This is a genomic window from Mycobacterium marinum (assembly GCF_003391395.1).
In the GTDB taxonomy this organism is placed as follows: Bacteria; Actinomycetota; Actinomycetes; order Mycobacteriales; family Mycobacteriaceae; genus Mycobacterium; species Mycobacterium marinum.
In genome coordinates this window covers 3,503,192-3,528,411 of sequence record NZ_CP024190.1, presented here as the reverse complement: position 1 = coordinate 3,528,411, position 25,220 = coordinate 3,503,192, and the positions used below count along the sequence as shown (strand labels likewise).

The following is a 25,220-nucleotide window of genomic DNA, read 5'->3' as shown; positions in this document are numbered from 1 at the left end:
CGCGCACCCCTTGCTAGGGGCTGTGGACTGGTGGCTGGTGCTCCCCACCGGGCGTCGCTAGATTTAGCGCGCAAAAACAGGGTGAATACCGCGACGCGGCGCTTTGGGCAAAAATCCGGGCGTGGCTCCGTTGTCGGTTGATCCCGAGGCGCTGTCGGGTGCCGGCAGTGCTGTGGCGGCCGCGGGCGATGCCTTGGCGGCGGCATTGAGCTCGCTGACCACGGGCTTTTCGGCCAACACCGGTCAGGATGCGGCCGGCGAGGTGTTCGGGCTGGCTTATCAGGACGCGGCGGAGTCGTTGGTGAAAGCGGCGGGGGCCGGGATCAACGCTTTGCGCCACAACGGCGCCAAGATTCAGCTCTCCGCGTCGAACTACTCGGCTGCCGAGGCGGCCTCGACGCTGGGCGGGGGAGCCGGCGTCTTGCCTGCGCCGTCGGAACCGGCGCAGTTCACGGCTCCCGGAGCGCCGGGGACGCTGGGTTCCGGGGTGCTTGCTCCGGCGTTGTGGTCGGTGGTCGAGGCTTTCGTCGGTGACCTGTGGCCCAACGGGGACGTCGCGGGTTTGCACGCGGCCGCGGGGCACTGGCGCGAATTCGCGGCGGCCCTCAACGGCGTGCAGGGCGCACTGAACTCTCCGAAATCGGTGGTGGCCGGACAAGAGATTCCCGAAGGCGCACAGATTAAGCAGGTCCTATCGGCCATCGGCTCCGATCTGGCCGGGGTGGGGGCACAGTGCCAGAAACTGGCCGGCGCGCTCGACGATTTCGCCGATGAGGTGGCCGACACCCAGGACGCGATCCGGGATCTGTTGGATCGATTCGGGTCCGTCTCGGGGCTGTGGAATCAGGTGGTGGCCATTTTCGAGGGTGATGTGCTCGACGAGATCAAAGAGATCGCCAAGGACATCCAGGCCGTGCTGAACAACCTGGGGCGTCAGGCCCGCGCTCAACAGCAGCTGATGCAGCAAGGGATGCAGGCCATCGACGGCTTGGTGGTGGGAATGCAGCGCTACGTGCGCGGTCAGCTCACCCAGTTCCTCGGTCAAGACGTCGGCAATCCACTGGCGACCGTGTTCGACACCTACACCAATACGCAGGAAGGAGTTTTCAAAGCCGCTGTCGGGATGGTGGAAGGCATCGAGCAGCTCAACCCGCAACGTTTCCTGATCGACCCGCAGGGGGCGGCGGAAACCTGGAAGGCCATGACCAAGACGGGATTGATCAACCACTTGCTTAACCCTGAGGAGGCAGTCGCCGCGGACAAAGAGATGGTCAAAGGACTTCTCCACCTTGAGGATTGGCGCCGCGATCGGCCGGGACTGGGTTTCGGGGGAAACTTGTTCGACGTCGCGACACTATTTGTTCCGGGAGCCGGGGGAGCCGGCGCGGGTGCCAAGGGCGCTGCGGGAGCCGCGCGGGCAGCCGAGGTTGGTGGCGAGGCGGCCGATGCCGCTGCGGCAGTCGGTCGGGGTGGTCGACTGGCCGGTGAGGTTGGTGACCTCGCGGGCGCCGGCCGCACACTGGGCGACATCGGCAGGACCGGTCGTGGTCTGACCGAGGATCTGGCAAATCTGGGCGGTGATCTACCCAAGGCTGATCCCCCCGTCGGCGGTCGCCCGGTGGCCCTGCCGCCCCCGAAGCCGGCAGGTGCCCCGGCCGAGCCGACGCCGCGTCCAGTGGAATCGGTGCCGCCCGGCAAGCCGGCCCTCGAGGCGCCTTCCGGGGCGCCCGGTTCGGTCGTCCCTGGCAGGTCCGAACCTGCGTTCGGCCCGCATGACCCGGCATCGGCGCCAGTGGCCGGATCTCATCCAGCAGCAACGGCGGTGACGCCGGGTGAGCGGGTGTCGCCGGTCACCCCGCACGTGGGTGAACCGGCACGAGCGCCGGGTGTTCCCGTCGGCGCTGCCGCTGGGCCGGTACCTGCTGGCGCGCATTCGGCACCGGCCGCAATACCGGCCGCGCCCGAGGCCCACGTGATGACCGGCGCGGGTCGCCCGGCCGAGCTATCAGCGCCGCACGGCGGTGTTCCACACGGGCTTGGCGACGCCGGTCCGTCCGGGGGACATCCGCATGGATTGCCCCCGCACGGCGGTGGTCCACATGGACCGGGCGACGCGTCCCACGGCGCTCGCCAGGCTGAACCACCGCGCGACGGCACGGCTCATGGGACTGCAGATGGAGGTGATGCCCACGGGGACGATGTGTCAGGTCACGGATTGAGCGCGGAGAAGCGTGACGAAATCATCGCGATGCCAAAGGGGAGTCGCCCCGACCCATCCGAGTACTTATCACCCGAATATATTCAGGGGCATCTCGACAGATTCACCGACGGCGCGACCCGCTTTATGCCGGAAAGCAACCTCGATAAATATGGGATCGCGCAACGCGACGGCACCTCATTTGTAATGCCAAAAAGCGAAGCCGACGCTATGATCGCGGGCACGGGCGGTGACTTGCGTCTTATGGAGGAAGAATTGGGCTTGCCCGAGGGATTTCTCGACTCAAACCAGATCGTCAGGATCGACATAGAGGATCCTCGGCAATTTAACCTCCGGATTCCTTCCGGTAATGAAGCGGGTGCCAACGAACAATGGATTCCGGGAGGGCGCCTGCCCACTGGCGCCTCAGAGGCGGTTGTGGACGGCGGAAAAATCCCCAAGGGTGACTACACTGTGACGGATGTCTTCGAGGAGAAATGAGATCGAATGAAGTTTGATGACACATATTTTTCACGAGAAGACAGATACTCGATTGGCATCGAATCCACTTCCGGCCGGTACTACGCATCGATACCGGTCAGCAACGGGATCGTTGACTACGAGGAGTATTACGAGCTTACTCGAGACCAATACGATAATTTCTTGCGCGACAGCTCGGCGGCAATTGCCTTCATCGAGGCTTGTCGGCGCCGTGAACACGATGACTTGCTCCTGCAGCGGCCTGGCAGCAACAGGGGGACGCCGGTGTGATGTGGTGCCTTTCTGGGCATTGGTCGGACCTGCATTGAAGTCATGAGCGGATCAATTCATCAACATAAGGATAGATTCGAAGACTCATTTGCCCTGACATTGGTTTGAAGGGAATTTTGGTGCATTGCGATAGCGGCGCGAGAAGGGCCTCTGTGGACATTCGGTCGTGCCCTTCTGATGGGTTGAATATGGGATGAATAATACGTGCCATTGACTTTGGTAGATGTTGGCGAATTTTGCGGTGGAGGTCGTTGCCATCGGGGTGGCCGATGGGCTACCGAATTACCTTGATATCGGCGCCGAGGCAAAGCTTGCTGCGTTCCTGGCCCCCGACGCCTGCGCCGGCGCCACCTAACCCGCCGTCCAACAACACGGGTCCATCTCTGTTGCCATCGATCAACGCGCGCCGCCGGGCATACCGGGAGGTTCGTCACGGTGACGCTCAGCTGGTGTGCCGACGAACGCCGGGCTTGGTGCGCGCTGGCGGGCACACCCCGAAAGCACCACAGGCCTCACAATCCACAGAGACACCACAAGTTCGCCGAGTCGGCGCAAGCCTTGGGAGAGCGAACATTCCGCTGACGTCGGTAAACATGCGCGGTGACGAAAATCCCGCCCGACACGGACTGGGCCGACACCAGAGATGTCGCCCTCTTGCCCTATGTTGAGGCGTCCGACCAACTACAGATCGAGGACGCAGATGCACGACGACAACGCGGGACTGTCGGCGACCGAGCTGCTCGATCTCAATCGCGACTTGCAGGGTTCTCGCGCCATTCGCCTGCTCGCCACCACCAACCTCAGCCTTTACGCGATGCTCATGGAGCGCCACCTCAGCGACGGGGCGCTGTCTGAGACTGAGCTCGTCGTACAGCTCGAGCGCGACCTCGAAGACGTCAACGATCCGCAGCCCGGGCTCGCCCTGATCAAGTCCTGGGCCGCGCAGGGCTGGCTGCACCGCATCGTCGACGAGCGCCACGGCCAGAATGTCTGCTATCTGACCCAGGACGCTCGCCGGGCGCTGGACTTTCTCCGCGGCTTGCGCCGCCAGGACACCATCGCCACCGGCGGCTCGATTACGGGCATCGCCGCGCGCCTCAAGCAAGTGGCCGTCAAAGTGGATAACGATCCCGCCCGCATCCGCAAACACATCGAAGCCGAAATCGCCGCGCTCCACGAGGAGCTTGACCAGCTCGATGCCGGCCAGCGTCCCCAAACCGATGTCACCGACTGCTACGACGAGGCCCGGGCGATCGCCCTGCAGATGGAACGCCTGATCACCGATATCGGCCAGTACGGCACGATGATCGAGCGGGCCACTTCCGCCCTCGATGAACCCATCGATTCCAACGCCGAGTACCGCGACCGCCAACGCCAGATGTACAGCGACTACCAGGCCGCATGGGACTCCCAGGGCCGCGACTCCCACCGCGCCTTCCTGCGCATGATCAACGACCCCGACCAACGCGCCGAGTTCGAGGCCGACGTCGCCGCCGTCGCCGACGCCCTGCCCACCCTCGACCCGGCCCTGCGCAAGGTCATGGCCGGCTTCTTCGAGCTCGTCGGCCATCAGATCGACGAAGTCGAGCGCATCCAGCAGCGCTGCGCCCAGCGCGTCAAACGCTTCACCGCGTTCGGCACCATGGAACAGAGCCGCGGTGTCGCCCGCCAACTCAACGAAGCCATCGCCGCAGCCCGCGCCCTGCTCAAGTCGTCGTTCACCGACTCCCGCCTGGACATCGAGGTCCCGCTGGCGCGGCACGCCATCAGTTCCGTCGGTGCCCTCGGCTTCCGGATCGGTGACCTGTCCAACCCCAAGCCCGCCAAACCCGGCGACACCGAGGTCGACCTCACCAGCTTCGCCGCCTTCACCACCCAGGTCGACGCGCCCGCGATGTCCGACATGCTCAACCACGCGATCACCGCGGGGCCTGTCGCGCTACCCGACGCCGTCGCCATGCTCGACACCGCCTACCTGGGCCACGTCATCGTGCTGTGGTCCTGGGCCCTCAAACAGCCCAACCCCGACACCGCCGAGTCGACCGCCGTCCGCTTCCGCTCCCTGGACGGCCGTGACCTCGAAATCGCGGTACCTCGTTTGACATTCACCGAACCCATCAACACCATCGCCGGAGCCAGCACGTGACCCTCCAAGACGATGAAGTCGACATCGACTTCTCCTCACTCCCTCAGGTCGACCAGAACGCCCGCCCACCCGTTCAGCGCCGGCCGCGCTTCGACGGCGACGTCTCCGAACTGCCGGACCGGGCCTGCTGGGCCCTGCAGCACCTGCTTACCCGCCGCTACATCAGCGCCGAAGCCGACGCCGACGTCTACAGTTGGGTGCTCGAATACCGCAAGGACCTGGCCGTCCGGCTCTCCGAACTCGACTTGCTGCTGCGCATCGTCGACGCCGCCGATGTCGCCTTCGTCGAACAGGCCCGCTACGAGTCTGCGAGGGGAATCAAGCTTTTACGCCGCGAGCCGCTCGGCACCTACGACTCGATCCTTGCCCTGCACCTGGCCCAGATGATGCGTGCCTCCGGTGGGCAGACCGTCCTGATCAGCCGTGAGGAGATGCACGGCCTATTCTCCGGGGTGCTCAACGACACCGACCGCGACGCGGTCTCGTTCGCCGGCCGCATCGACGGCGCCATCGCCCGGCTGACCGGCCTAGAGATCCTGCGCAAGACCCGCGACGACGAGGACAGCTACACGATCAGCCCCGTCATCACCGCCGTGATGACTGCCTCGGTGATCACCGAGCTGCAGCAGCAGTTCGAGCAGCTGCTCAACGGCGGTGCGCCAGCAGAGGAAGAAGAACCCGAAGGTGACTGAACAGTTCCACCTGTCTCGGCTGCAGGTCATCAACTGGGGCGTGTTCGACGGCTACCACTCGATCCCGTTCAGTGTAGGCGGCGCACTCATCGCCGGAGCCTCCGGCAGCGGCAAATCGTCACTGCTGGATGCGATTTCGCTGGGATTCCTGCCGTTCAACCGCCGCAACTTCAACGCGTCCGGAGACAACACCGCCGCGGGATCCAGCGCCGGGCGCCGGACTGTCGACAAGTACGTCCGCGGCGCCTGGGGCCAGCGCAGCGACGGCGGCACCAGCCGGGTGATGTATCTGCGCGGCGACGGCACCGCCTGGTCGGCCGTGGCCGTCACCTACGCCAGTGACTCCGGCCGCACCGTCACCGGCCTGGTGCTCAAATGGCTGACGGGCGAGTCCCGCAACGACTCGTCGAGCCGCTTCGTGCTCGGTGACGGTGACCTCGACATCGAGGAAGTCTGCAACCGCTGGGCCTCCGGCCGTTTCGACGCAGGAGTCTTCAAAGAAGACTGGCGGTTTTCCACCAAGGTCGAATCGCAGTACCTCGCTCAGCTCTACGCGGCGATCGGCATTCGCGCGTCCGACGCCGCCCAGCAGCTGCTCGGTAAGGCCAAGTCGCTGAAAAGCGTTGGTGGGCTGGAGCAATTCGTCCGCGAATTCATGCTCGACGAACCCGACAGCCTGGCCCGGCTGCCCGAGGCGCTCAAGCAGATCGACCCCCTGGTCGAGGCTCGCGAACTGCTGGCCGTTGCGCAGAAGAAACGCAAGATCCTGGGCGATATCGAACAGATCCAGCAGCGCTACGCCTCGGAGTCCTCCGACCTCGGCATCATCGACCTCGTCGACGCGCCGATGGTGCGCGCCTACACCGACCACGCCCGGCTTGCGCAATGTCCCGCCCAGATCGCCACGCTCGACGGCACCGTCGACCAGCTCGAGAACGAATACGAGGACGTTACCCGCAGCCTCAATCTGGCCAAGGCCGAGGCGGATTCGCTCAACGCGCAGATCAGCGGTTCCAGCGCGAACATCGCTCCGCTGCAATCGCAGGTCACCGCCGCCGAGACCGAGGCCGAGCAGGTGGAGCGCCGCCGAACGACCTACGAGGACATGCTGGCCGCCCAGGGTATCGAAATACCCGACACCGCAGACGAGTTCTGGAACCTTCGCGAGGAACTGCTCGCGCAGGCCACCGAACTGCTTGCCAAGGTCGAACGAAACCGAGAGGCATCCACCGACGCCGAGTACGCGCAGAAGGCTGCCCGCATCGCCCGCGACGATGTCGCCAAGGAGCTCAAGCGCGTCGAACACGTCGGTTCGGCGCTGCCGGAGTTCGCGCTCGCGATGCGCGACCACATCTGCGCTGCAATCAAAGTCGACGCCACCGAGCTGCCCTACATCGCCGAACTGCTGGATCTCAGGCCCGGCCAGACCCGCTGGCGCCTCGCTGTCGAGAAGGTGCTGCGCGGGGTGGGCCTGCGGCTACTGGTGCCCGACCAGCATTGGGAGAAGGTGCTGCGGTTCGTCAACGAGACCGACATGCGGGGCCGACTGCAGCTGCACCACGTGCGGGCGAAGTTCCTCGGCGCCGAACCTGCTGAGCCCGAGCCGAACACGTTGGCGGGCAAGCTTTTCCCCGTCGATCCGAAGCATCTTTGTGCCGCCGAAGCTGTCGATGTCATCACCGGAGCCGGCGACCACGTGTGCGTCGATACCCCCGACGTATTCTCGCGGTTCCGCCGCGCGGTCACCGACACGGGGCTGTACAAGGACTCCGACCGGCTGGCCGTCAAGGATGACCGGCGACCGGTCAAGCTGTCCGAGTACCTCTACCAGGGCGACGTCACCGCGAAGATCAACGCGCTGACCGTTGAGCTGGCGGCCGCCGAGGAGGCCTATCAGAAGGCCCGCCGCACCGCCGACGACATCGCCGCCCAGCGCCAGCAGTGGCGCGACCGGGCGGCGGCGTGCAAGGCGATCTGCGAGCAATACCCGCAATGGAGTCAGATCGACACCGAGACCGCCGACGGGCATGCCGAGCGGCTGCGCGAGCAGTACGAACTGCTGATGGCCGACAATCCCGACATCGAGGCGCTCAACGCCCGCGCCGACGAATGCTGGTCGCAGATTCAGAAACTGATGACGCGCCGCGGCGCGATCCAGACCCGCCGCGACAGCCTCGACGAGCGGCGCACCCGGCTGCTGGAGCTACAGGAGCGGCTGTCCCCGGCGTTCGTGTCCGAGCCGTTGACAGAGCTGCTGCAGCGCTACGCCGCACAGCTGCCCGTCGCGCTAGAGCTGCTCGACCCGGAACCTCACCGCGATGCGCTGTTCGCCGCGATCAAGAAGGAACGTGAACAACTGCGTGAAAGCCGCCGTCGCTCCTATGACGAATTGGCCCGCATCCTGAACACGTTCGACACGTCGTTCCCCGACGCGATTCCGAATGACTCCGACGATTTTGACGAGCGCGTGCACGACTACGTCGCGCTGTGCCGTCACATTGACGAACGCGAACTTCCCGAAGCCTACGAGCGGATGATGCGGCTGGTCACCGAGCAGGCGCCCGATGCGATCCTCACGCTGCACCGCGTCGCCGAGCAGGAGGCGCGACGGATCAGCGGCCAGATCGACCGCGTCAACACGGGTTTGGCGGCGGTGGAGTTCAACCGTGGCACCAGGCTGACGCTGCGGGCGACCCCGCGGCACCTGGTAGCGGTGGATGAGCTGACCCAGATCGTGCGGTCCATCTCGCGACGCATCGCCGAGGTCGGGCTGGGCGACAAGCAGGCGATCCTCGACCAGTACGCCGACATCCTCCGACTACGCAATCGGCTGGCCTCCACGGCGCCGGAGGACAAGGCGTGGACGCGCGACGCGCTCGACGTGCGCAACCGGTTCACGTTCGACTGCGCCGAATGGGACGTCGACACCGAGGAACTGATCCGCACGCACAGCAACGCCGGCGACAACTCCGGTGGCGAGCAGGAGAAGTTGATGGCGTTCTGCCTCGCCGGCGCGCTGAGCTTCAACCTGGCCAGCCCCGAAAGTGACAACAACAAACCGGTTTTCGCGCAGCTGATGCTCGACGAGGCGTTCTCGAAGTCCGACCCCCAATTCGCGCAGCAGGCGCTGCACGCATTCCGCAAGTTCGGCTTCCAGCTGGTGATCGTCGCGACGGTGCAGAACGCCACCACCATCGAGCCCTACATCGACAGCGTGGTGATGGTGTCCAAAACCGAACCCACCGGCGGCAACGCGCGACCGGTGGCGTCGGTGGCGACCAGGACGATCTCGGAGTTCACGTCGCTGCGACAAGAGATGCGCAAGACGGCGGAACGGGTACCAGCCGGGGTGTGAGGCACACCGGACTGGTTCGGTGGCTGGTTGTGGCGCTCCGCGGATCTTCACGCATCGGTCTGCGCGCAAACCGGGTCGAACGCTGACGCCGCGTCGTTACTCGCTGCCGTCCGTCTTCTCATCGGAGATATTGCGTCCGATTTCGTTGCGATCAGGGAGCAGGATTCGCCGCGTCGATCGGGTGACCACGGGTGGTTTGCCGTCGACGGATTTGACCGGGACGCTCGGCGGAACCGTCAAGCGGCCTTTGACCGGCTGGCCATTGGGCACGCCCGGGGCGGTCACCCGCTTTTCGGCCGGCTTTTCCTTGCTGCCCCCGGTGCCGCCGGCACCCATTGCGCCCGGCGGCATCATGGGCATGCCGGTCGCCCCCATCGGTGTGGAGCTCGACGGTGTGCCACCCGTGGACATCGTCGATGCGGGCTTGGTCGGCGCCCCGGCAGGAGTAGTGGGCGGCGATGACGTCGGCACCGGCGGCGGGCCCAGATAGCCCGTCGGGATGGTGCCACCGCCACCGCCACCGCCGCCTGTGCCGAGCTCACCAGCTCCGCCGCCGCCAAGACCGGGTTCGCTTTCAAGACTGTCGACCAGCCTGGCCCCGTCCGCGGCCTCCAAGCCCTCAACGCCGGCGGATTGCTGAAGCGCGCCCATCAGCGGCTGCAGCGCGCCCTGCCCGGCCTGCAGCGCCTGCTGGGGTACTTGCGTCAGCGGGCCGAGCACACCGCCGAGCGCACCGCTGAGCGCACCGCCGATGCCCGATGCCATCTGCGGGATCATTTGGGCCATTCCGTCGGCGCCCACGCCTTGGAACTGTTGGGCGGCATCGGCCTCATTCGCCGGGAACTTCGCCGCGGCATCGGCCGCGTGGGCTCGACGATCGGCATCATCGGCGGCGATCTCGCCGTTTACGGGTCCCAGATCGGCGTTGGTGGCCATGCCAAATCCCGCCATCGCAGCATCAACCGGTGACGTTCCGCCAGGGTGGACAGGTCCGGGTGCCAGCGGTATCGGCGCCGGCATGCCTGTCGCGTGGCCATAGCTTTCCGGAACGGAGTTGATGGTCATGTGGGTCTCCTCATTGACATCGCCGCCATTGCCCAGGCTAGGTGATAGTTCGCTCCCGTGCGGTTGCCGTCGATCAGGGCGTCAATGGCTGCCAGCAGCATCCAATCGGTGGCCTCGGCCAAATCATGGTGCGGGTATGCCGCCAGAACCGAACGGTGAATGTCGCTGGCCCTGTCGCGCAGCAACTCCGCCTCGTTGTCCGGCACCCCGTAATTGCGTGCGGCGGCCACCGCCACCACCTGCGCAACCCGGGGCAAGCCGTCGCGGCGACGCACGTGCTCGGCCAGCGTTGGCCCGAGCTCGTCGATCTCGGGAGCGATCCGCGCCGCGCGGTCCCCGGCCAGTTTCGGCGCGTCTCTTCCCGGCTCGCCAATGTAGCCGTGCGGTTGGTGCACTGCCGAGATGGTGACCGCACCCAGCAAGTCGACCGCGCCGATATCACTGCGCCGCGTGGCCGGTTCCAACAGGGTCACGTGCGAGGGCAGCCGAACATGGGGTGGAATCCAACCGCCAGCAAGGTCGGTGACCAGCAGCGTGGTTCGTCCGTCGTCGCGTAGTCCGGCGGCCCACGATAGTCCCGGTTCTTGACGGGCTACCGCATCGACGATGCGACGCAAGCGTTGCTGCTCGGCAGATCGTTTCGCTGAGTCGCCAGTCACCGCCCCGGTGGCGGCAGCGGCAGTCGCGCCGGCCATCGACGTCGGCCCGCTCGTCGTTTGAGCCTGGGCGGCATCGTGGGCGGCGGATTTTGCGACCGGTGACACCATCGACCCACCGGCGGACGGCGACGATGAGAGTGAGGCCACCGGCGCGCCTGACACTGGGCCGGTCGGTGCTGAAGGGACGGCTGGCGGCGCAACGGTCGGTGGACGCAGATCAGAGCCGTAGGCGGGCAGCGGCCCCGCGGGCGCCCCGACCGCCGGTGCTACCGATCCAGTGACCGGGCCGCCGGCCATCATCGGGGCTACGGTCGTCACGCCGCCGGTCATGTCGCTGGTCGGTGGTGCCACGGGCGGAGGGCTTGTGGGGGCCGCACCAAGGCCTGCGTCTGGAACATGGGTGAAACCCGCACCAGTGGCTGGGACGGTCGAGGGGGGTATGAGCGGCGCCGCCGGGGGAGCGGTCGTCGGGGGCGGGGGCTCGGTGGCCGCGGTCATTGCGCCGGCAGATATGGAGTTCGCACCGGCTGCCGCCGGGGCGCCCGTCGACATTCCATTTGTAAAAGACTGTGCCAGGGACTGTGGCGATAAAGGGGGAGCAGACGCCGCAGGTGTCGAGACGCCGGGGATTGATGGGCCTCCGACGCCGACCGCGGGGGCACCGGGCTGGAGGGGCGGTGGTGCTAGTGGTGGTGGGGTGTTGCCCGGTGGAAAGGGATTTTGTAGCCCCTGGGGCCCCCCGTATGGTGACGCTGGCAGTGAGCCGGATGGTGTATCCCCTCCGGATGTGCCTGATGGTGTCAACGGACCGCCGTATGCGAGCGCTGGTGGTGGGTCAACTGGCGTATCGGTACCCGATGTGGCCCCCGGCGTCCGGGGGCCGCCGTATGCGAACGCAGGCGGCGAGGGAAGTTTGACGTTTTCGGCAGAGAACGGCCGGGACGGCGGCGGCTCATCGAGATTCACATCGTGCGCTTGCAGCCATGTTCGCGCGCTGCCGCCGATCGTTGCGTCAAGCACGCTCTGAGTTGCGTCGATGATGTTGGATATTGCGGTTGCCCCCGCGCTGGCGGCATCTGCGTTGCTCTGAGCGATGACGGCATTCACTGCCGCAACTTTTGCTTCGATCGGTCTAATGCCGGACAGAATGCGATCGATATCCTCATTGCCCGAATGAGCGATGTCGGTTAATCGGTCACGCAAATTCGCAACTGCATCGGCGACGCGATCACTCTGCCGACTCTTGACCTTGCACTGGTCGCTGATCGTGACAAGGCGTTGTTCGCCTCGCCAGTAGCGGCCCGTCAAATCGTCGGCGGTGCGTCCGCGATTTACGGCTAACCGCGATCGTTCGTTTTGTAGGTCGCGCGCCTCGTTGTCCTTGTGTTCCCCCGCCTGGCGCCAATGAGTAACACCGTTCGCGGGAGCTACTGGTGGCGCGGGCCACCAAGCACCCACCAGCCATGCTGACCATCTGCCGGGCGGGAGGTCAGCCCCCACTGCACAACGCCTTCATGCGCGCATCTTTGACGTTGACGTCACTAATCGCTGCTTGAAGCGCAGGATCGTTGAACTGCAAGTAGCTGCCCATGGCATTGGTGCTCGTGTACGCCTCGGCCAGAGCAAGGGCGGCATCACGGTCGCCCGGCGCGAGCGCCGGAGCTTGACTTACCGCTTGTTCCAGCATCACAGCCGCGTTGACGCCGGCGGCAGATGCAAGCGCTGGGTTGTCGCCATTGGTTTCTATCTGGACTTGACGAGCGGCCAATCCATAAATGTCACACAACTTCCGGTGCGCGGAAGCGGTTTCCGCCGGGGTAAACGGTGATGGGTTCGTGTTAGGGGGGGCGGATCCTGCGTTCCCTGGGCGCGTGAGTGCCACAACTAGTGCTGCGGCCCCGAGCACAACACCCACTATGGCGATGATGGCCAGGGCGACGAGTGGCCACGTGCGCGGGCTTGCTACCGGCTGGGGGGGATAGTTCGGTACCCATTGCGCGGCGGGTGGGGGGTTAGTAGTCACGCCACAAGGCTATTCGTTGCCGTAAATGTGCTGCCGTGAGTGGAGCATGGGTCGTCGTTGATGACCTTCGCGAGGATGCGTCGGCGGTGGTGGTAGCCAGAATCGAGCTGACATGTCGTCAGCCATGATATGAGCCTCCCGTCGCTGGCGCTGATCTTGCGGTCCAATCGTGGATTGGATACGCGCATGGGGCAACTCACTCGCCCGTGTGGAGATATCGGCGGGTGGGTCTGCCGCACTGATAGGCGGCAGCTTCGGTTACGCGGCCTGGGTGGCGCGGCTGATCATGATTGCTTCGAATCTGACGGGGGCAACCGGCCAAGAGCGACTTGCCGACGGCGGCGGTGGTAGGTGCGTTTCGGTCCAGGTAGCGATCGCGATGCGCAGGTGCTCGCGGGTTTCCCAGCGGCGGCGACCGAGCACGTTCTTTCGCAGGAGGCTGAAAAACGACTCCATAGCGGCGTTGTCGCCGGCGGCCTGGACGCGACCCATGGCGCCGCCCCCGCCGACCATGTCGTGGCGGGCCAGAGCGTGGACGAATGTATTGCTGCGATGGTGGCTACCCCCGTGGATCGGTTGATTGTGCTGGCAACGCGGCCGTGGCGCCCCTTTTGCCGCCGTTTGAGACCGGGGGGAATACCGGTTCTAGCGCCGCACGTGAGAATTCCGCGCGTTGCTCCGCTGACGGTGAATCCAGAGGGACGCCGAGTAAGACGGCAACGGCCGACAGGGCACCTTCCGGCCATGTCTCGGAGCGAGGTGGGGCCCGCCGTTCGGGTAGCGGGTGGTGGCCGTGACCTGGGTGAGGCCATTCCTGTCGCGGCCTATGCGCACTCTCGTGGCTGTTGGGCTGCGTCGATGTCGATGACAGATGTGGTTGCCACACCTCCAGGAGTGCGCGAGGGGGCCGATGCTTCCGCAGTCCCTTCTCCGGAGTGCAGGAGCGTCGAGTGAATGGCGACAACTCATGCCGTAAGGCAGAATTCGCGCGTGGCTCCCTCCGGCGTCGACTCCGTAAGATGTCCACCGCCGGTGGCCCGGGTGGCTGCCGAAGAGTCGTCATCAGCGGCGCCACGAGGCAGGAGCCGGTACGTTTTCGCCGATATGGATGACCCAAAACCCCGGAGGGTGCAGTGCAGCTTCGCTACATAGGCATCCCTCTGCTGATCGCCGAAGCCGGTGGTGATCCGTGGGCGATAGATCAAAGCCTTCAAGCGGGTCGCCCGGCGCAGATTTCGGACCTGGGGGCGGCGTTTCATGCTGCCGGCCGGTGCACCGCGGAGGCGGACGCCGCGTTTGATCAGGCCCGGCGCCGCTTCGAGGAAGCCTGGAATCGGCAGAACGGCGAGCACCCGATCAACGACTCCGCTGAGGTGCAGAGAGTTGCCCAGTCGCTGGGCGCCCAGTCTCTGGAATTACCCAAGATCGGGGTGGATCTGGAAAACATCGCCGCCGCCTTGGCCGAGGTGCAGCGATCCTCGAGTGGGAAGATCGCTGGACTCGAGGGTCAGCTGCGGCAACTCGATGATGAGATCGGCCAGGCAGTGATGCTTGAGAGAAACCACCAGCTCACCGCTGAGGACAAGGCAGCACTGGATGCTTTCATGCACGCGTGCGAAGACGACGCGATTCGCGACACCCAGGCTGCCCTGGCTGAGCTGAATTCGATCCGCGACGGGTATTCAAATTTCCTGAGAACCGCGGAGAAAAGTCTGGCTGTCGACGGGTTGGACCCCGCTCGGATTTGGGGCGCCGACAATCACGAGCCTGAGTCGGCTGAACAAGCTGAACAAGACGTCCATGATGCACTCGCTGGTGACCAAGGTGCGGCTGGACGAGTCAATGCTGTACTGGGTTCTATCACCCCCGATCAGTTGGCGGGCAAGGTTCCGTTGACCGCCGAGCAGGCCTCGGTGTTGAGCCAGTTGCAAGCTCAAGAACACGGCATGTCCGTTGGGGCGCTCACGGCCACAGAGCAGCGCCTGGGCGCACAAAGGGCCATGATCGCCGATTCTTGGCAGCTGATGAGCAACCCGAATATCAGCTTCCCCAAGACTCCGCTGACCGTCGGGGCCAAGCAGGGTTCCGACACGGTAAAAGGTGGTGTTACGCAATTGCCTGAAAGTGTCCAGCAGGCGTTGAATTCGCCGGGAGTGCTCTTCACACATCAAATGAACGACATCGCCGGTGTCGTCAAGGACGGGGACAGGGGCTTTCAGACGAATACCGAGTTGGATCGCGCAATGATTCACAAGGCATTGGTCATGATGGACACGCCGATCTGGCATGCCGACCCTGCCAGCCAGGGCCAAGACGTCGAACGCGATCCCGCTTTGGACCCGGCGGTCTCCAATGTCCTCTCGGCGGTCTCGCCGGATCACCAGGTGGTGCATGACACCATCACCGGCGCCGACCACGACAAGTTCCTGAAAAACATCACCCACCATTACTGGAAAGACAACGGCCAAGGTGTTGGGTCGCTGTTTTCGTGGACCGGAGATCCGGCGGTGGTGCAAGGGCCGGAGGAAGGGATCGCCGCCGACACCGCCCACGCCTACAGTTCATACATCGGCCGCAACCAGCAGGAGTTGCTGCATCTTCCGGGGAACCACACCCTTGGCCAAGTGAACCCGAATTTGGTCCGCGACATGGCCCACGGGCTGGGGCCCTACGTCAACAACATCGCCGAGACATCTGGGGGATTACCCGGATTCGGGAAACCGCTCGACAGTGAAACCCTGTCTGGTGCGCTACCGGTGGCCAAGGGTGTCTTCTCGGTGCTGAGCAGCGACAACGAGGCCGCCCAGTACTTCAACGGGCAGGCATACGCGCAGGCTGTGCTTCACGAGGGCGCCTTTGCCGCTGATCCCACGCATTCGGGTTACAACCAGCATCTGTACGACGCCGCAACGTTGCGGGCGCTGGTCGACGTCGGCACACACAACGCCTTTCAAGCCAACGAGGACAATGGCTATCACCAGGGTGTCTCGGAATACCAGTCCAAGAAATCGGCGTATGAAACGGGCTTACAAGGTCTCACCGCAGCTGGTGGCTTTGTCCCCGGGGTCGGCCGCATCGCTGGTCCTACCATCGGCGTCCTGGGCCAGAACCTGGAAAATGGCATCCTCGGGCCAGCGCCGACCCCGCCGACCGAAAATCCGATACAGCCCATGTCTTTGGGCATGGCCGACCAGGAGATCCTCAACGCCATGCTCGGAACGGGACATACCGTCACCGGGTTGCCGCCCGGTTACATCGTCTACGACGACGACCACCCCAACGGGCGCATCGCGACGCTGGAAGAACTTGAGCCGCAAGGCGTTACCCCCGGTCAATACAGCAACGTCATTGGTCCCGCTTTGTCGCAGTCGCTCGAACCCAGGCCACCCAGCGAGAGCTTGTCCCCGGATACGGCGTTGGTCAGCCGCTACGACGATATCGTCGGTGTCCCGCACCCCGATCAGGGCAGGAAGTGATGCGAATCCGATCCGAGTTGCGAAGCCTCGCAGCATTTTTGGCGGTTGCTGTGCTGTTGGTCGGCGGATGCGGTTCGGGTGGGCGCTCGGGTGAGGGTTCGGCCAGTACGTCTGCGGCGCCACCGGCGGGCTGGCCTGCGGCGCTGGATGATTTCACCATGGTGTGGACGGCCGAACCCGGTATCGACGTGACCGCGTGGCCGGCGGTGGTGGTTCGCGCCTACACCGAGTCGTTTGTGCTGGCCTCAATCATGAACGATGACAAGTATCTGTATCCGGGTTTTAGGCAGTCGGTTGATCCCAACAAATCCATCGATGATCCGATCGGCACACAGTATCTGTGGCCCAGGAAGTACTACCCGCAGCGCCCGTGGGTGGGCACCCAGCGCGAACACATTCTGTCGGTGACGGCGTCCGGTCGCGACATCACGGTAATAGTCTGCGAATACACGTTCGGCGCCGCCAGCGAAGGTCGCTTTGGCCGAAGGTACGCACCGCGTGCTGTTGGGCCGGACCCGTACAAGGGTATCGAAAGCTTGCGGATCACCATGACGGCTCCGGCCAAGCCTGTTCTGCCGCTGCCCGCCCAGCAGGGGCCGGCGCGCGCGCCGTCGGTCGATGTTTTCGCCGGTTGGAGGATCACCAGCCACCAGGGCGGGTGGTTCGCTCGATCTGGAGTAGGGTCGGACTGGCCGCATGTTATCGAAGACCAAGACACCTGTCTCGCGAAGGCGCCCCCGCACCCCGACTTTGTGTCCGGCGAGGAATATGATCGGTCGTTGTTTCCGACCCTACCGGCGTCTCCTGGCTGGCCGTCAGTGAGCGCGAATGCATGAGAAAGGCAAGCCTCGCAGCGTTTTTGGGGTGAAGGTTCGACGAGTACGCCTGCGGCGCCGCCGCGGGCTGGCCTGCGGCGCTGGACGATTTCACCCTGGTGTGGACGGCTGAACCCGGTATCGACGTGACCGCTTGGCCCGCTGTGGTGGCGTGCGTGTGCACCGATGAGTCCGGTTCGGTTGAGGTAGGGCCACTGAGCTGAGACGACGGGACGGTGGCGCCCAAGGCGGAGAAGACAGTTCCGGGACTACCGAGGTCGGCTCAGAACTCCGCTTACACCTTCCAACCGTCCTTGCAACACTTCGACAACATCTCTCGATGTCGGCGCGCTGGCGTGTCAAGGTAGCGCATGCCCGGCAGCCGATGGATGAAGGGCGCCGTCGTCATCGGCGTGTTCGGGGTGATGTTGACGACCATCCCGCCGGTGGCCGCCGATACCTCCGGGGTGGTGGCTCCGCCCTCGCCAACCGCGCCGTGCGACGCCATCAGCCCCATCGCGGTCCCGTGTGTTGCGCTCGGCAAGGCCACCGATGCGTTCGGCGCCGAATGCCGCCGGGTCGGCATAGCCGACGCGCACTGTGTTCTGCCATTGGCGCACAAGGTAACTCAGGCCGCACGGGACGTCTACCTGCAATCTTGGGTCCACCGCGTGGCGCAGTTCCAGTACGCGCTGCAGGACGCGTTGCCGCTACGGCAGGCCCAGTGGCTGGGCACCCACAACTCGTTCAACAGCCTCAGCGAGTCTTTCACGCCCTCGCATGCCGACTCGAACCAACAGCTGTCGCTGGCGCAGCAGCTCGACATCGACGTCCGTGCGCTGGAGTTGGACCTGCACTACATCCGGCGGCTCGACCTCGTCGGCGGACGTGGGGTGACGGTGTGTCACGGGCTCGGACCGGACAAGGCCAACCTGGGCTGCACCACCGAACCGGCCTTTGGCAACGTGCTACCCGAAATCGCCAACTGGCTCGGCACGCCGGCACATTCCGATCAGGTCATCCTGCTCTACCTCGAAGACGAGTTGAAGGACGCGCGCGCGTACGCCTCGGCGGTTGGCACCCTTGAGGGTGTCTTGCGTCGTCCGGACGGCAGCAGCCTCATCTACCGACCCAACCCGGCCCAGCGCGCCGCAGACGGCTGCGTGCGGCTGCCGCTTAACCTGTCGCGCAATGACGTTCGCGCATCTGGTGCGCAGGTTGTGGTGGTCGGCTCGTGTGCATCCGGGTGGGCGTCGGATGTGTTCAACTGGGACGGTGTCGAGGTGGAGAAGGGCTCCACCTCCGGCTACCGGGCCTACCCGGCTTGCGACGCCACCTACGGCGCGGGCACCTATGCCTCCAGACTGGTCCGCTACTACGAGGACTCCACTTTGGTCTCCGCCCTGGTCAAACCGACCCGGCCGCCGACGGATCCGGAAGCACTCGCACCGGCGAAAGCCAAAGCCATGACCGACTGCGGCGTCAATCTGTTTGGCTTCGACCAGCTGCTGCCAGAGGACGGACGGATCCAGGCGTCGCTGTGGAGTTGGGCACCAGATGAACCTCGCGCCGGCGCCGGCGAGTGCACCTTGCAGGACCGGGACGGACGTTGGGTGTCGGCGCCGTGTACCGACCCGCACCCCGCGGCCTGCGTGACCGCGGCGGGAACATGGGCGGTGACCTCGACGGCCGTCACGTTCGCGGGTGCTCCGTTGGCCTGCACCGCCGCTGGGGCCGATTTTGCACTGCCCCGATCCGGTGATCAGAACGCCCGGTTGCACGCCGTGTCCAGCTCGGTCGGGGGTGCGTGGGTGCAATACACCCTCTCGCCGGGAACCTGACGCGCGCAGGGTGGTCAGCGGCCCTAACGGCCAAAGAATCCCGATTGCCCCGTGCGGGTGTTGATGGCGCCGGAATCGTACTTGCCGGAGTTCATGAAACCGGAGATGTAGCCACCGCTACCCGAGTTGAAGAAGCCGACGTTGGAACCGCCGCCGCCAGCGCCGACGCCGGACCCCGCCACGCCTCCGATGCCAGGTTCGCGATCGATGAGCGGAAAGACTGCGCCGCCGCGCCCAATTCATCGGACAACCCAGCCCAGGCCGCCGACGCCTGCAACATCGGTCCCGAACCCGCGCCGGAATAGATCAACAATGAATTGATCTCAGGCGCCCGCATAACGTAATTCATTCCCAGTGAAGCCTTCCCCCGTGCACACCGATGCGAGTCGCCAATTCGGCGATCACGAAAGCCCATTTGCCGCAGGGGCAGAAACTTGGTTTCCGAAATCCGGGCTGATCCGCTCACGAACTGCGTCTGACAGCCGCCGGTGGTTTCTGAGTGACCCCCGCGTCATGACGACGTCGACGGGGGAGTGGGCTAGTCGCCGCGGTCAAGCAGCGACGAGGACCCCAGCACCCGCTGGATCTCGACTTCGATGACCACCCGTCGCGGGTTGGGCCGGGGGGTGCGATAGCGCTGTGCGTAACGCAATTCCGCGTCACGCACAGCGTCGAGGTCGTTGTTCACCAGGGCATTGCCTTCCAGTGACAGCCACCGCGCACCATCTACCTGGCTGAGCACAGCGATCCCGCCCCGGTCAGCGTTGACCGCCTTCTGGGAACCACCGGTGGTGATGACGCGTGCGATGTGGGTGTGGGGATCGAAGGTGAACCCCACCGCCACCACGTGAGGTGAGTTGTCGGCCCGTAGCGTGGTCAACATGGCCAAATGGCGCTCGGAGAGAAACGCCAGCGCGTCATTGGTAAGCCGGGTAGTCGTCTTGGCCATCGCTACCCACGCTAGCGCAGGTGATAATCGCAGCCGTGGACGACACGAGCGCAGGTCCGGTGGTAATTTTCGGCGGTCGCAGCGAGATCGGCAGTGAACTCGCGCGCCGGCTGGCTCCGGGGGCGACGGTGATACTGGCGGCGCGGGGCGCCGACCGGCTTGACGTGCAGGTCGCCGCCCTGAAGACCGCCGGTGCGGCGGCGGTGCACACCCGCGAGTTCGACGCCGACGACGTGGCCGGCCACGGCCCGTTGGTTGCCTCGATCGTCGCCGATCACGGGCCGATCGGTACCGCGGTGCTGGCTTTCGGGATTCTGGGTGATCAGGCGCGTGCGGAGCGCGACGCCGAGCATGCCATCGCCATTGTGCACACCGATTACGTCGCTCAGATCAGTCTGCTCACCCACCTGGCGGCGGCGATGCGGTCCGCCGGGCGCGGGGCGCTGGTGGTGTTCTCCTCGGTGGCCGGGGCGCGGGTACGTCGCGCTAACTATGTCTACGGATCGGCCAAGGCCGGCCTGGACGGCTTCGCCAGCGGATTGGCCGACGCGCTGCACGGCACCGGGGTGCGGTTGCTGATCGTGCGGCCCGGTTTCGTCATCGGGCGGATGACCGAGGGTATGGCCCCCGCACCCCTATCGAGCACCCCGGACCAGGTGGCCGCCGCCACCACGCGGGCGCTGGCCAAAGGCCGGCGCACCGTCTGGATTCCGTGGGCGCTGCGACCGATGTTCTTCGTGCTGCGGCTACTGCCGCAATTCGTGTGGCGAAAGATGCCGCGATGATCGTCGTGGTCGGTATCGGCGCCGACGGCATGCCCGGGCTATCCGATGCGTCGCGCTGCGAACTGCAAAGAGCCACAATAATTTACGGCTCCAAACGGCAGCTTGACCTGCTCGATGAGACGGTCACCGCCAGCCGTCGTGAGTGGCCTTCGCCGATGCTGCCGGCGCTGCAACAACTGCCCGCCGATGGACCCGACATCCACGTTGTCGCTAGCGGCGATCCACTGATGCACGGCATCGGCGGCACCCTCATCCGGCTGTTCGGCTCCGAACACGTCAGGGTCGTGCCGCACGTTTCCGCGGTGACGCTCGCGTGCGCCCGGATGGGCTGGAACGTGCATGACACCGAGGTGATCAGCCTGGTCACCGCGCCGCCGCACACCGCGCTACGCCGCGGCGGGCAGGCGATCGTCTTGTCCAACAGCAAGACCACGCCCTCGCAGCTGGCGGCGCTCCTGCACGCGCACGGCCGTGGCGACTCCGAATTCAGCGTGCTCGAACAGCTCGGCGGTCCGGCCGAGCGGCACCGCCACGGCACCGCCGGAAAGTGGGCCGCCGACGCCCCCGTCGACGTTGACGACCTCAACGTCATCGCCATCCGCTATCTGCCCGAGGCGCGGGTACTGGCGCCGCCCGACGACGCCTTCGCTCACGACGGCCAGATCACCAAACACGGCATCCGCGCGCTGACCGTGGCGGCCCTGGCGCCGCGGCCGGGTGAGCGACTATGGGACGTCGGCTCGGGCTCGGGCAGCATCGCCGTCCAGTGGTGCCGCAGCTGGCCGGGCTGCACCGCGGTGGCTTTCGAGCGTGACGAGCGGCGCCGGGCCAACATCGAATCCAACGCGGTGTCCTTCGGGGTTAGCATCGATGCGCGCGGCGAAGCGCCGCTGGCGTTCGAGGGCACCGCCGAACCATCGGCGATCTTCCTCGGCGGTGGCCTGACCCAGCCCGGTTTGCTCGACAGTTGCCTGGGCCACCTGCCCACGGGCGGGCGCCTGGTCGCCAACGTGGTCACCGCGGAGTCGGAAGCCGCGTTGGTGCACGCGCACTCGCGCCTCGGCGGCCAGCTGCGACGGTTCCAGCACTATCAGGGCGAGCCGCTGGGCGGCTTCACCGGCTGGCGCCCGCAGATGCCGGTCACCCAATGGGCGGTGACCAAGCGATGACGGTCTATTTCATCGGCGCCGGGCCGGGGGCGGCGGATCTGATCACGCTGCGTGGTCAGCGGCTGCTCCAAAGCTGCCCGGTGTGCCTGTACGCAGGCTCGATCATGCCCGATGACCTACTCGCTTACTGTCCGGTTGAGGCGAAAGTCGTCGACACCGGTCCGCTCACCCTCGAGCAGATCATCACCGAACTCGCCGCCGCTCACGCCGCCGGCCACGACGTGGCCCGGCTGCACTCGGGTGACCCGTCGCTGTACAGCGCGCTGGCCGAGCAGTGCCGCCGACTCGACGCGCTGGGCATCGGCTACGAAATCGTTCCGGGCGTACCGGCGTTCGCCGCTGCCGCGGCCGCACTCAAGCGGGAGTTCACCGTGCCCGGGGTGTCGCAGACCGTCACGTTGACCAGGATTTCCACCCTGTCCACCCCGATGCCGCCGGGGGAGGACCTGGCTGCCCTGGCCAAGCCCGGCGCCACGCTGGTGCTACACCTGGCCGCCGCGCAGATCGATGCCATCGTCCCGCAACTGCTGGCCGGAGGCTACCGACCCGAAACACCCGCCGCGGTAGTCGCTTTCGCCAGTTGGCCGCAACAGGCCGTGCTGCGCGGCACGCTGTCCGACATCGCCGCACAGATGCACAACGCCAACATCACCAAGACCGCGGTCATCGTCGTGGGCGACGTGCTGGCGGCCGACGGCTTCACCGACAGCTACCTGTACTCGGTGGCCCGCCGGGGGGCGCATTGACGCGGCTATTGCTGCTCGGCGGCACCAGCGAGGGGCGCGCTCTGGCCGCCCGGCTACATCCGCGGGTCGACCTGGTCAGCTCGCTGGCCGGGCGGGTGCCCGACCCCGCGCTGCCGGTTGGCCCGGTGCGCATCGGCGGGTTCGGCGGTGTCGACGGGCTGCGACGCTGGCTCGTTGACGAGCGCATCGACGCCGTGGTGGACGCCACCCATCCGTTCGCGGCGACCATGACCGCCCACGCCGCCCAAGTCTGTGCCGAACTGGCTTTACCCCACATCGTCTTGGCTCGCCCACCGTGGGATCCCGGGGCGGCCCTGGTGGTGAGATCCGACGTCGAAGCGGCGGAATCGGTAGCACAACAACGGTTCTCGCGGATATTTCTGACCACCGGCCGATCCGGCACGGCGGCCTTCATCGACAGCGACGCATGGTTTCTGATTCGCGCGGTCACCGCGCCTGACGGCGCCTCGTTGCCGCGTCGTCACCAGCTGGTGCTCTCCCGGGGGCCATACCACTACGACGACGAGGTGAGGCTGCTGCGTGAACACCGGATCGACGCACTGGTCACCAAGAACAGCGGCGGCGCCATGACCCGCGCCAAACTGGACGCCGCTGCCGCACTCGATGTCCCGGTGGTGATGGTGGCGCGACCGCGGCTACCGGCGGGCGTGAGCAGTGTCGGCACGGTCGAGGAGGCCGCCGCTTGGGTCGCGCGCCTGCGCTAGCTACGTCAGCCGGTTAGATCGTCGCGCTCGTTGTCGGCGAGCAGCGCGTCGCGCGCCCGGGCGACACGGGACCGGATGGTCCCCACCGGGCAGCCGCACACGGCGGCGGCGTCGGTGTAGGACAGGCCCAGCAGCTGGGTCAACAGCAGCGCCTCCCGCTGATCGGAGGTCAGCTGGGCGATCATCGTGGTCACTTCCACCAGGTCTTCGAAGCCGCGAGCGCGCCGTCCACGGTCAAGGAGCAGCTCGGGGTCCACCCCGTGTGCGGCGCGGGGCCGTGCTTGCAGGTGGCGGATGTGATCGGCCACCACCCGCCGTGCGATCGCCAGTAGCCAGGTTCGAGCGCTGGACCGCCCGCCGAACCGCCGGATGGCGCCGATGGCGCGCAGGAAGGTCTCCTGGGTCAGATCGTCGGCGCTGCCCGCGTCCGACAGGTAGGCCACAAAACGCCACACGTCGTGCTGGGTGGCTTTGATGAATGCTTCGAATGCGCGCGCGTCACCATCCGCGGCCGCCAGAGCCAATGCTGTGACGGCCTCGTCGTCCGGTGACGTGGTCATGGGCAAATACCTTAGCCGGGCAGGTGCAGCGCCCTACGACCGGCCGTCGTAGAGCGCCGCGGCGGGGCCGCCCCACGCCGCAGCGCCGGGGAAGCGACACGCTGAAACCGGGATCGTGGCACACTCGTTCGCGATATGCGTCCCTCAAACCCGCGGTCGGCGGTAAACCGGCGTCAGTTGCTAGCGGCGATGGCTGCGTTGCTCCCGCTTTCGGCATGCGCCAAAGCGGCCAGTGATCAACACATGGCCTCGACGATGGCGGTGCCCAGCCCGGACCTCGAAAGCCGCTTTGCTGAACTCGAGCAGAAGTACGAGGCACGACTGGGGGTGTACGTGCCGGGAACCGGCGCGACGGCGGCGGTCGAGCATCGCGGCGATGAACGATTCGCCTTCTGCTCCACGTTCAAGGGGTTGCTCGGTGCCGCGGTCCTGCACCGGTATCCGATTGCCCATCTCGACACGGTGATCACCTACAACAGTGCCGATATCCGGTCGACGTCGCCGATCACCGAGCAGCATCTGGAAACCGGGATGAGCATCGGCGGGCTGTGCGATGCGACGATTCGCTACAGCGACGGCACCGCGGCCAATCTGTTGTTCCAGGACATCGGCGGTATCGCGGCCTTCAACGAGTACCTGCGGAGCCTGGGTGACTCGGTAAGCCGGCTTGATCAGATGGAACCAGAGCTGAACCGCAATCCGCCCGGAGACGTGCGCGACACCACCACCCCCCATGCGATCGCTATGGACTATCAACAGGTGGTTCTCGGTGACGCGTTGCCCCCCGAGAAGCGCGACAAGCTGATCGACTGGTTGGGGCGCAGCACCACCGGTGCCAAGCGGATCAGGGCCGGATTCCCGGCTGACTGGCGGGTGATCGACAAGACCGGCTCGGGCGAATACGGACGGGCCAATGACGTCGCGGTGGTGTGGTCACCGGGTGGCACGCCCTACGTGGTGGCGATCATGACCGATCGAGTCGGCGGCGGCCCCGAGGCCCCCTGGTGTGATCCGCTGGTAGCCGACGCGGCCAAGTGCGTGGCCGACGTTCTCGCACAGTGGTCTGCCTGAGCCTGTATTTGCCTGAATTGGCCGGCGGCGTGCGCTAGCCGCATGTATTGGCATCGTCTTGGTTCGCTCCGCCGGCCTTCAGATATACCCTACGGGGTATGGTATAAATGGTCGTCGGACGGATGTCGTGAGCGAAGGAGGGGACGGGTGAGTTGGCGCATGTCAGCAACTGATC

At 65.8% G+C, this 25,220-nt stretch carries 19 protein-coding genes and 3 pseudogenes; 14 read left to right on the top strand and 8 right to left on the bottom strand.

Going from position 1 to position 25,220, the window contains the following annotated elements; genetic code table 11:
- Positions 1-121 precede the first annotated feature (121 nt).
- The 6 genes from CCUG20998_RS14850 to CCUG20998_RS14830 all read left to right on the top strand — a co-directional run bounded on the left by CCUG20998_RS14850 (position 122) and on the right by CCUG20998_RS14830 (position 9,161).
- A complete protein-coding gene (locus tag CCUG20998_RS14850) occupies positions 122-2,698 on the top strand; it encodes a WXG100-like domain-containing protein (RefSeq protein ID WP_020729297.1) in 2,577 nt (858 codons plus the stop codon).
- A gap of 6 nt (positions 2,699-2,704) precedes the next feature.
- The gene (locus CCUG20998_RS14845) at positions 2,705-2,968 is read left to right on the top strand and encodes a hypothetical protein (RefSeq protein ID WP_036455717.1); all 264 of its coding nucleotides are present in this window, start codon (positions 2,705-2,707) and stop codon (positions 2,966-2,968) included.
- A 223-nt stretch (positions 2,969-3,191) separates the two neighbouring features.
- Complete coding sequence (locus tag CCUG20998_RS28945; RefSeq protein WP_258035696.1) at positions 3,192-3,323, top strand: hypothetical protein; 132 nt, start codon at positions 3,192-3,194, stop codon at positions 3,321-3,323.
- A 345-nt stretch (positions 3,324-3,668) separates the two neighbouring features.
- Positions 3,669-5,114, top strand: coding sequence for a DUF3375 domain-containing protein (locus CCUG20998_RS14840; RefSeq protein WP_020729294.1), 1,446 nt, complete (start codon positions 3,669-3,671; stop codon positions 5,112-5,114).
- Positions 5,111-5,806, top strand: coding sequence for a DUF4194 domain-containing protein (locus tag CCUG20998_RS14835; protein WP_015355679.1), 696 nt, complete (start codon positions 5,111-5,113; stop codon positions 5,804-5,806). The genes CCUG20998_RS14840 and CCUG20998_RS14835 overlap by 4 nt, the downstream gene beginning before the upstream one ends.
- Positions 5,799-9,161, top strand: coding sequence for an ATP-binding protein (locus CCUG20998_RS14830; protein ID WP_020729293.1), 3,363 nt, complete (start codon positions 5,799-5,801; stop codon positions 9,159-9,161). Before CCUG20998_RS14835 ends, CCUG20998_RS14830 begins: the two co-directional genes overlap by 8 nt.
- 780 nt (positions 9,162-9,941) lie before the next feature.
- On the opposite strand, the pseudogene CCUG20998_RS29280 reads toward CCUG20998_RS14830, so the two are convergent.
- The 4 genes and pseudogenes from CCUG20998_RS29280 to CCUG20998_RS14795 form a co-directional block, all read right to left on the bottom strand.
- Positions 9,942-10,046: pseudogene (locus CCUG20998_RS29280) on the bottom strand (hypothetical protein); the annotation flags it as partial.
- 176 nt (positions 10,047-10,222) lie between these two features.
- Positions 10,223-12,385 carry a DUF5631 domain-containing protein gene (locus tag CCUG20998_RS27660; RefSeq protein WP_020729291.1) on the bottom strand — a complete coding sequence of 721 codons (2,163 nt, stop codon included), beginning with the start codon at positions 12,383-12,385 and terminating at the stop codon, positions 10,223-10,225.
- Positions 12,375-12,653, bottom strand: a complete 279-nt coding sequence (locus CCUG20998_RS29170; protein ID WP_321572214.1) for a hypothetical protein — start codon at positions 12,651-12,653, stop codon at positions 12,375-12,377. Before CCUG20998_RS29170 ends, CCUG20998_RS27660 begins: the two co-directional genes overlap by 11 nt.
- Before the next feature lie 513 nt (positions 12,654-13,166).
- Positions 13,167-13,472: pseudogene (locus CCUG20998_RS14795) on the bottom strand (integrase core domain-containing protein); the annotation flags it as partial.
- Between the two features lie 569 nt (positions 13,473-14,041).
- Between CCUG20998_RS14795 and CCUG20998_RS14790 the strand changes: the two are divergent.
- The 3 genes from CCUG20998_RS14790 (at position 14,042) to CCUG20998_RS14780 (ending at position 19,040) form a co-directional block, all read left to right on the top strand.
- A complete protein-coding gene (locus CCUG20998_RS14790) occupies positions 14,042-16,384 on the top strand; it encodes a putative alpha/beta hydrolase (protein WP_020729288.1) in 2,343 nt (780 codons plus the stop codon).
- On the top strand, positions 16,384-17,220 hold the full coding sequence (locus CCUG20998_RS14785) for a hypothetical protein (RefSeq protein WP_231389688.1): 837 nt from the start codon (positions 16,384-16,386) through the stop codon (positions 17,218-17,220). The genes CCUG20998_RS14790 and CCUG20998_RS14785 overlap by 1 nt, the downstream gene beginning before the upstream one ends.
- Positions 17,221-17,570: 350 nt before the next feature.
- On the top strand, positions 17,571-19,040 hold the full coding sequence (locus CCUG20998_RS14780) for a phosphoinositide-specific phospholipase C-related protein (protein WP_036455715.1): 1,470 nt from the start codon (positions 17,571-17,573) through the stop codon (positions 19,038-19,040).
- A 23-nt stretch (positions 19,041-19,063) separates the two neighbouring features.
- Here CCUG20998_RS14780 and CCUG20998_RS28505 read toward each other — a convergent pair whose 3' ends face one another.
- The 3 genes and pseudogenes from CCUG20998_RS28505 to CCUG20998_RS14770 form a co-directional block, all read right to left on the bottom strand.
- Entirely contained in the window at positions 19,064-19,222 is a 159-nt protein-coding gene (locus CCUG20998_RS28505) for a hypothetical protein (RefSeq protein WP_231389720.1), read from the bottom strand.
- Between the two features lie 23 nt (positions 19,223-19,245).
- Positions 19,246-19,377 (bottom strand): annotated as a pseudogene (locus CCUG20998_RS29405) (PPE domain-containing protein); the annotation flags it as partial.
- Positions 19,378-19,578: 201 nt separating this feature from the next.
- Positions 19,579-19,989: a F420-dependent biliverdin reductase gene (locus tag CCUG20998_RS14770; protein ID WP_012394745.1), complete on the bottom strand. Its 411-nt coding sequence runs from the start codon at positions 19,987-19,989 to the stop codon at positions 19,579-19,581.
- 35 nt (positions 19,990-20,024) lie between these two features.
- On the opposite strand from CCUG20998_RS14770, the gene CCUG20998_RS14765 reads away from it, so the two are divergent.
- The 4 genes from CCUG20998_RS14765 to CCUG20998_RS14750 are packed head-to-tail and all read left to right on the top strand — an operon-like array spanning position 20,025 to position 23,414.
- Positions 20,025-20,774, top strand: a complete 750-nt coding sequence (locus CCUG20998_RS14765; RefSeq protein ID WP_020729284.1) for a decaprenylphospho-beta-D-erythro-pentofuranosid-2-ulose 2-reductase — start codon at positions 20,025-20,027, stop codon at positions 20,772-20,774.
- Positions 20,771-21,943: a precorrin-6y C5,15-methyltransferase (decarboxylating) subunit CbiE gene (gene cbiE / locus CCUG20998_RS14760; RefSeq protein WP_020729283.1), complete on the top strand. Its 1,173-nt coding sequence runs from the start codon at positions 20,771-20,773 to the stop codon at positions 21,941-21,943. Before CCUG20998_RS14765 ends, cbiE begins: the two co-directional genes overlap by 4 nt.
- Entirely contained in the window at positions 21,940-22,689 is a 750-nt protein-coding gene (gene cobM, locus CCUG20998_RS14755; RefSeq protein WP_020729282.1) for a precorrin-4 C(11)-methyltransferase, read from the top strand. The genes cbiE and cobM overlap by 4 nt, the downstream gene beginning before the upstream one ends.
- A complete protein-coding gene (locus CCUG20998_RS14750; RefSeq protein WP_036455714.1) occupies positions 22,686-23,414 on the top strand; it encodes a cobalt-precorrin-6A reductase in 729 nt (242 codons plus the stop codon). The genes cobM and CCUG20998_RS14750 overlap by 4 nt, the downstream gene beginning before the upstream one ends.
- A 5-nt stretch (positions 23,415-23,419) precedes the next feature.
- Here the strand turns inward: CCUG20998_RS14750 and sigC are convergent, their stop codons facing one another.
- Positions 23,420-23,974, bottom strand: coding sequence for an RNA polymerase sigma factor SigC (gene sigC, locus CCUG20998_RS14745; RefSeq protein WP_020729280.1), 555 nt, complete (start codon positions 23,972-23,974; stop codon positions 23,420-23,422).
- Between the two features lie 135 nt (positions 23,975-24,109).
- Between sigC and bla the strand changes: the two genes are divergently transcribed.
- Entirely contained in the window at positions 24,110-25,045 is a 936-nt protein-coding gene (gene bla / locus CCUG20998_RS14740; protein WP_036455713.1) for a class A beta-lactamase, read from the top strand.
- The last annotated feature ends 175 nt before the right edge of the window (positions 25,046-25,220 follow it).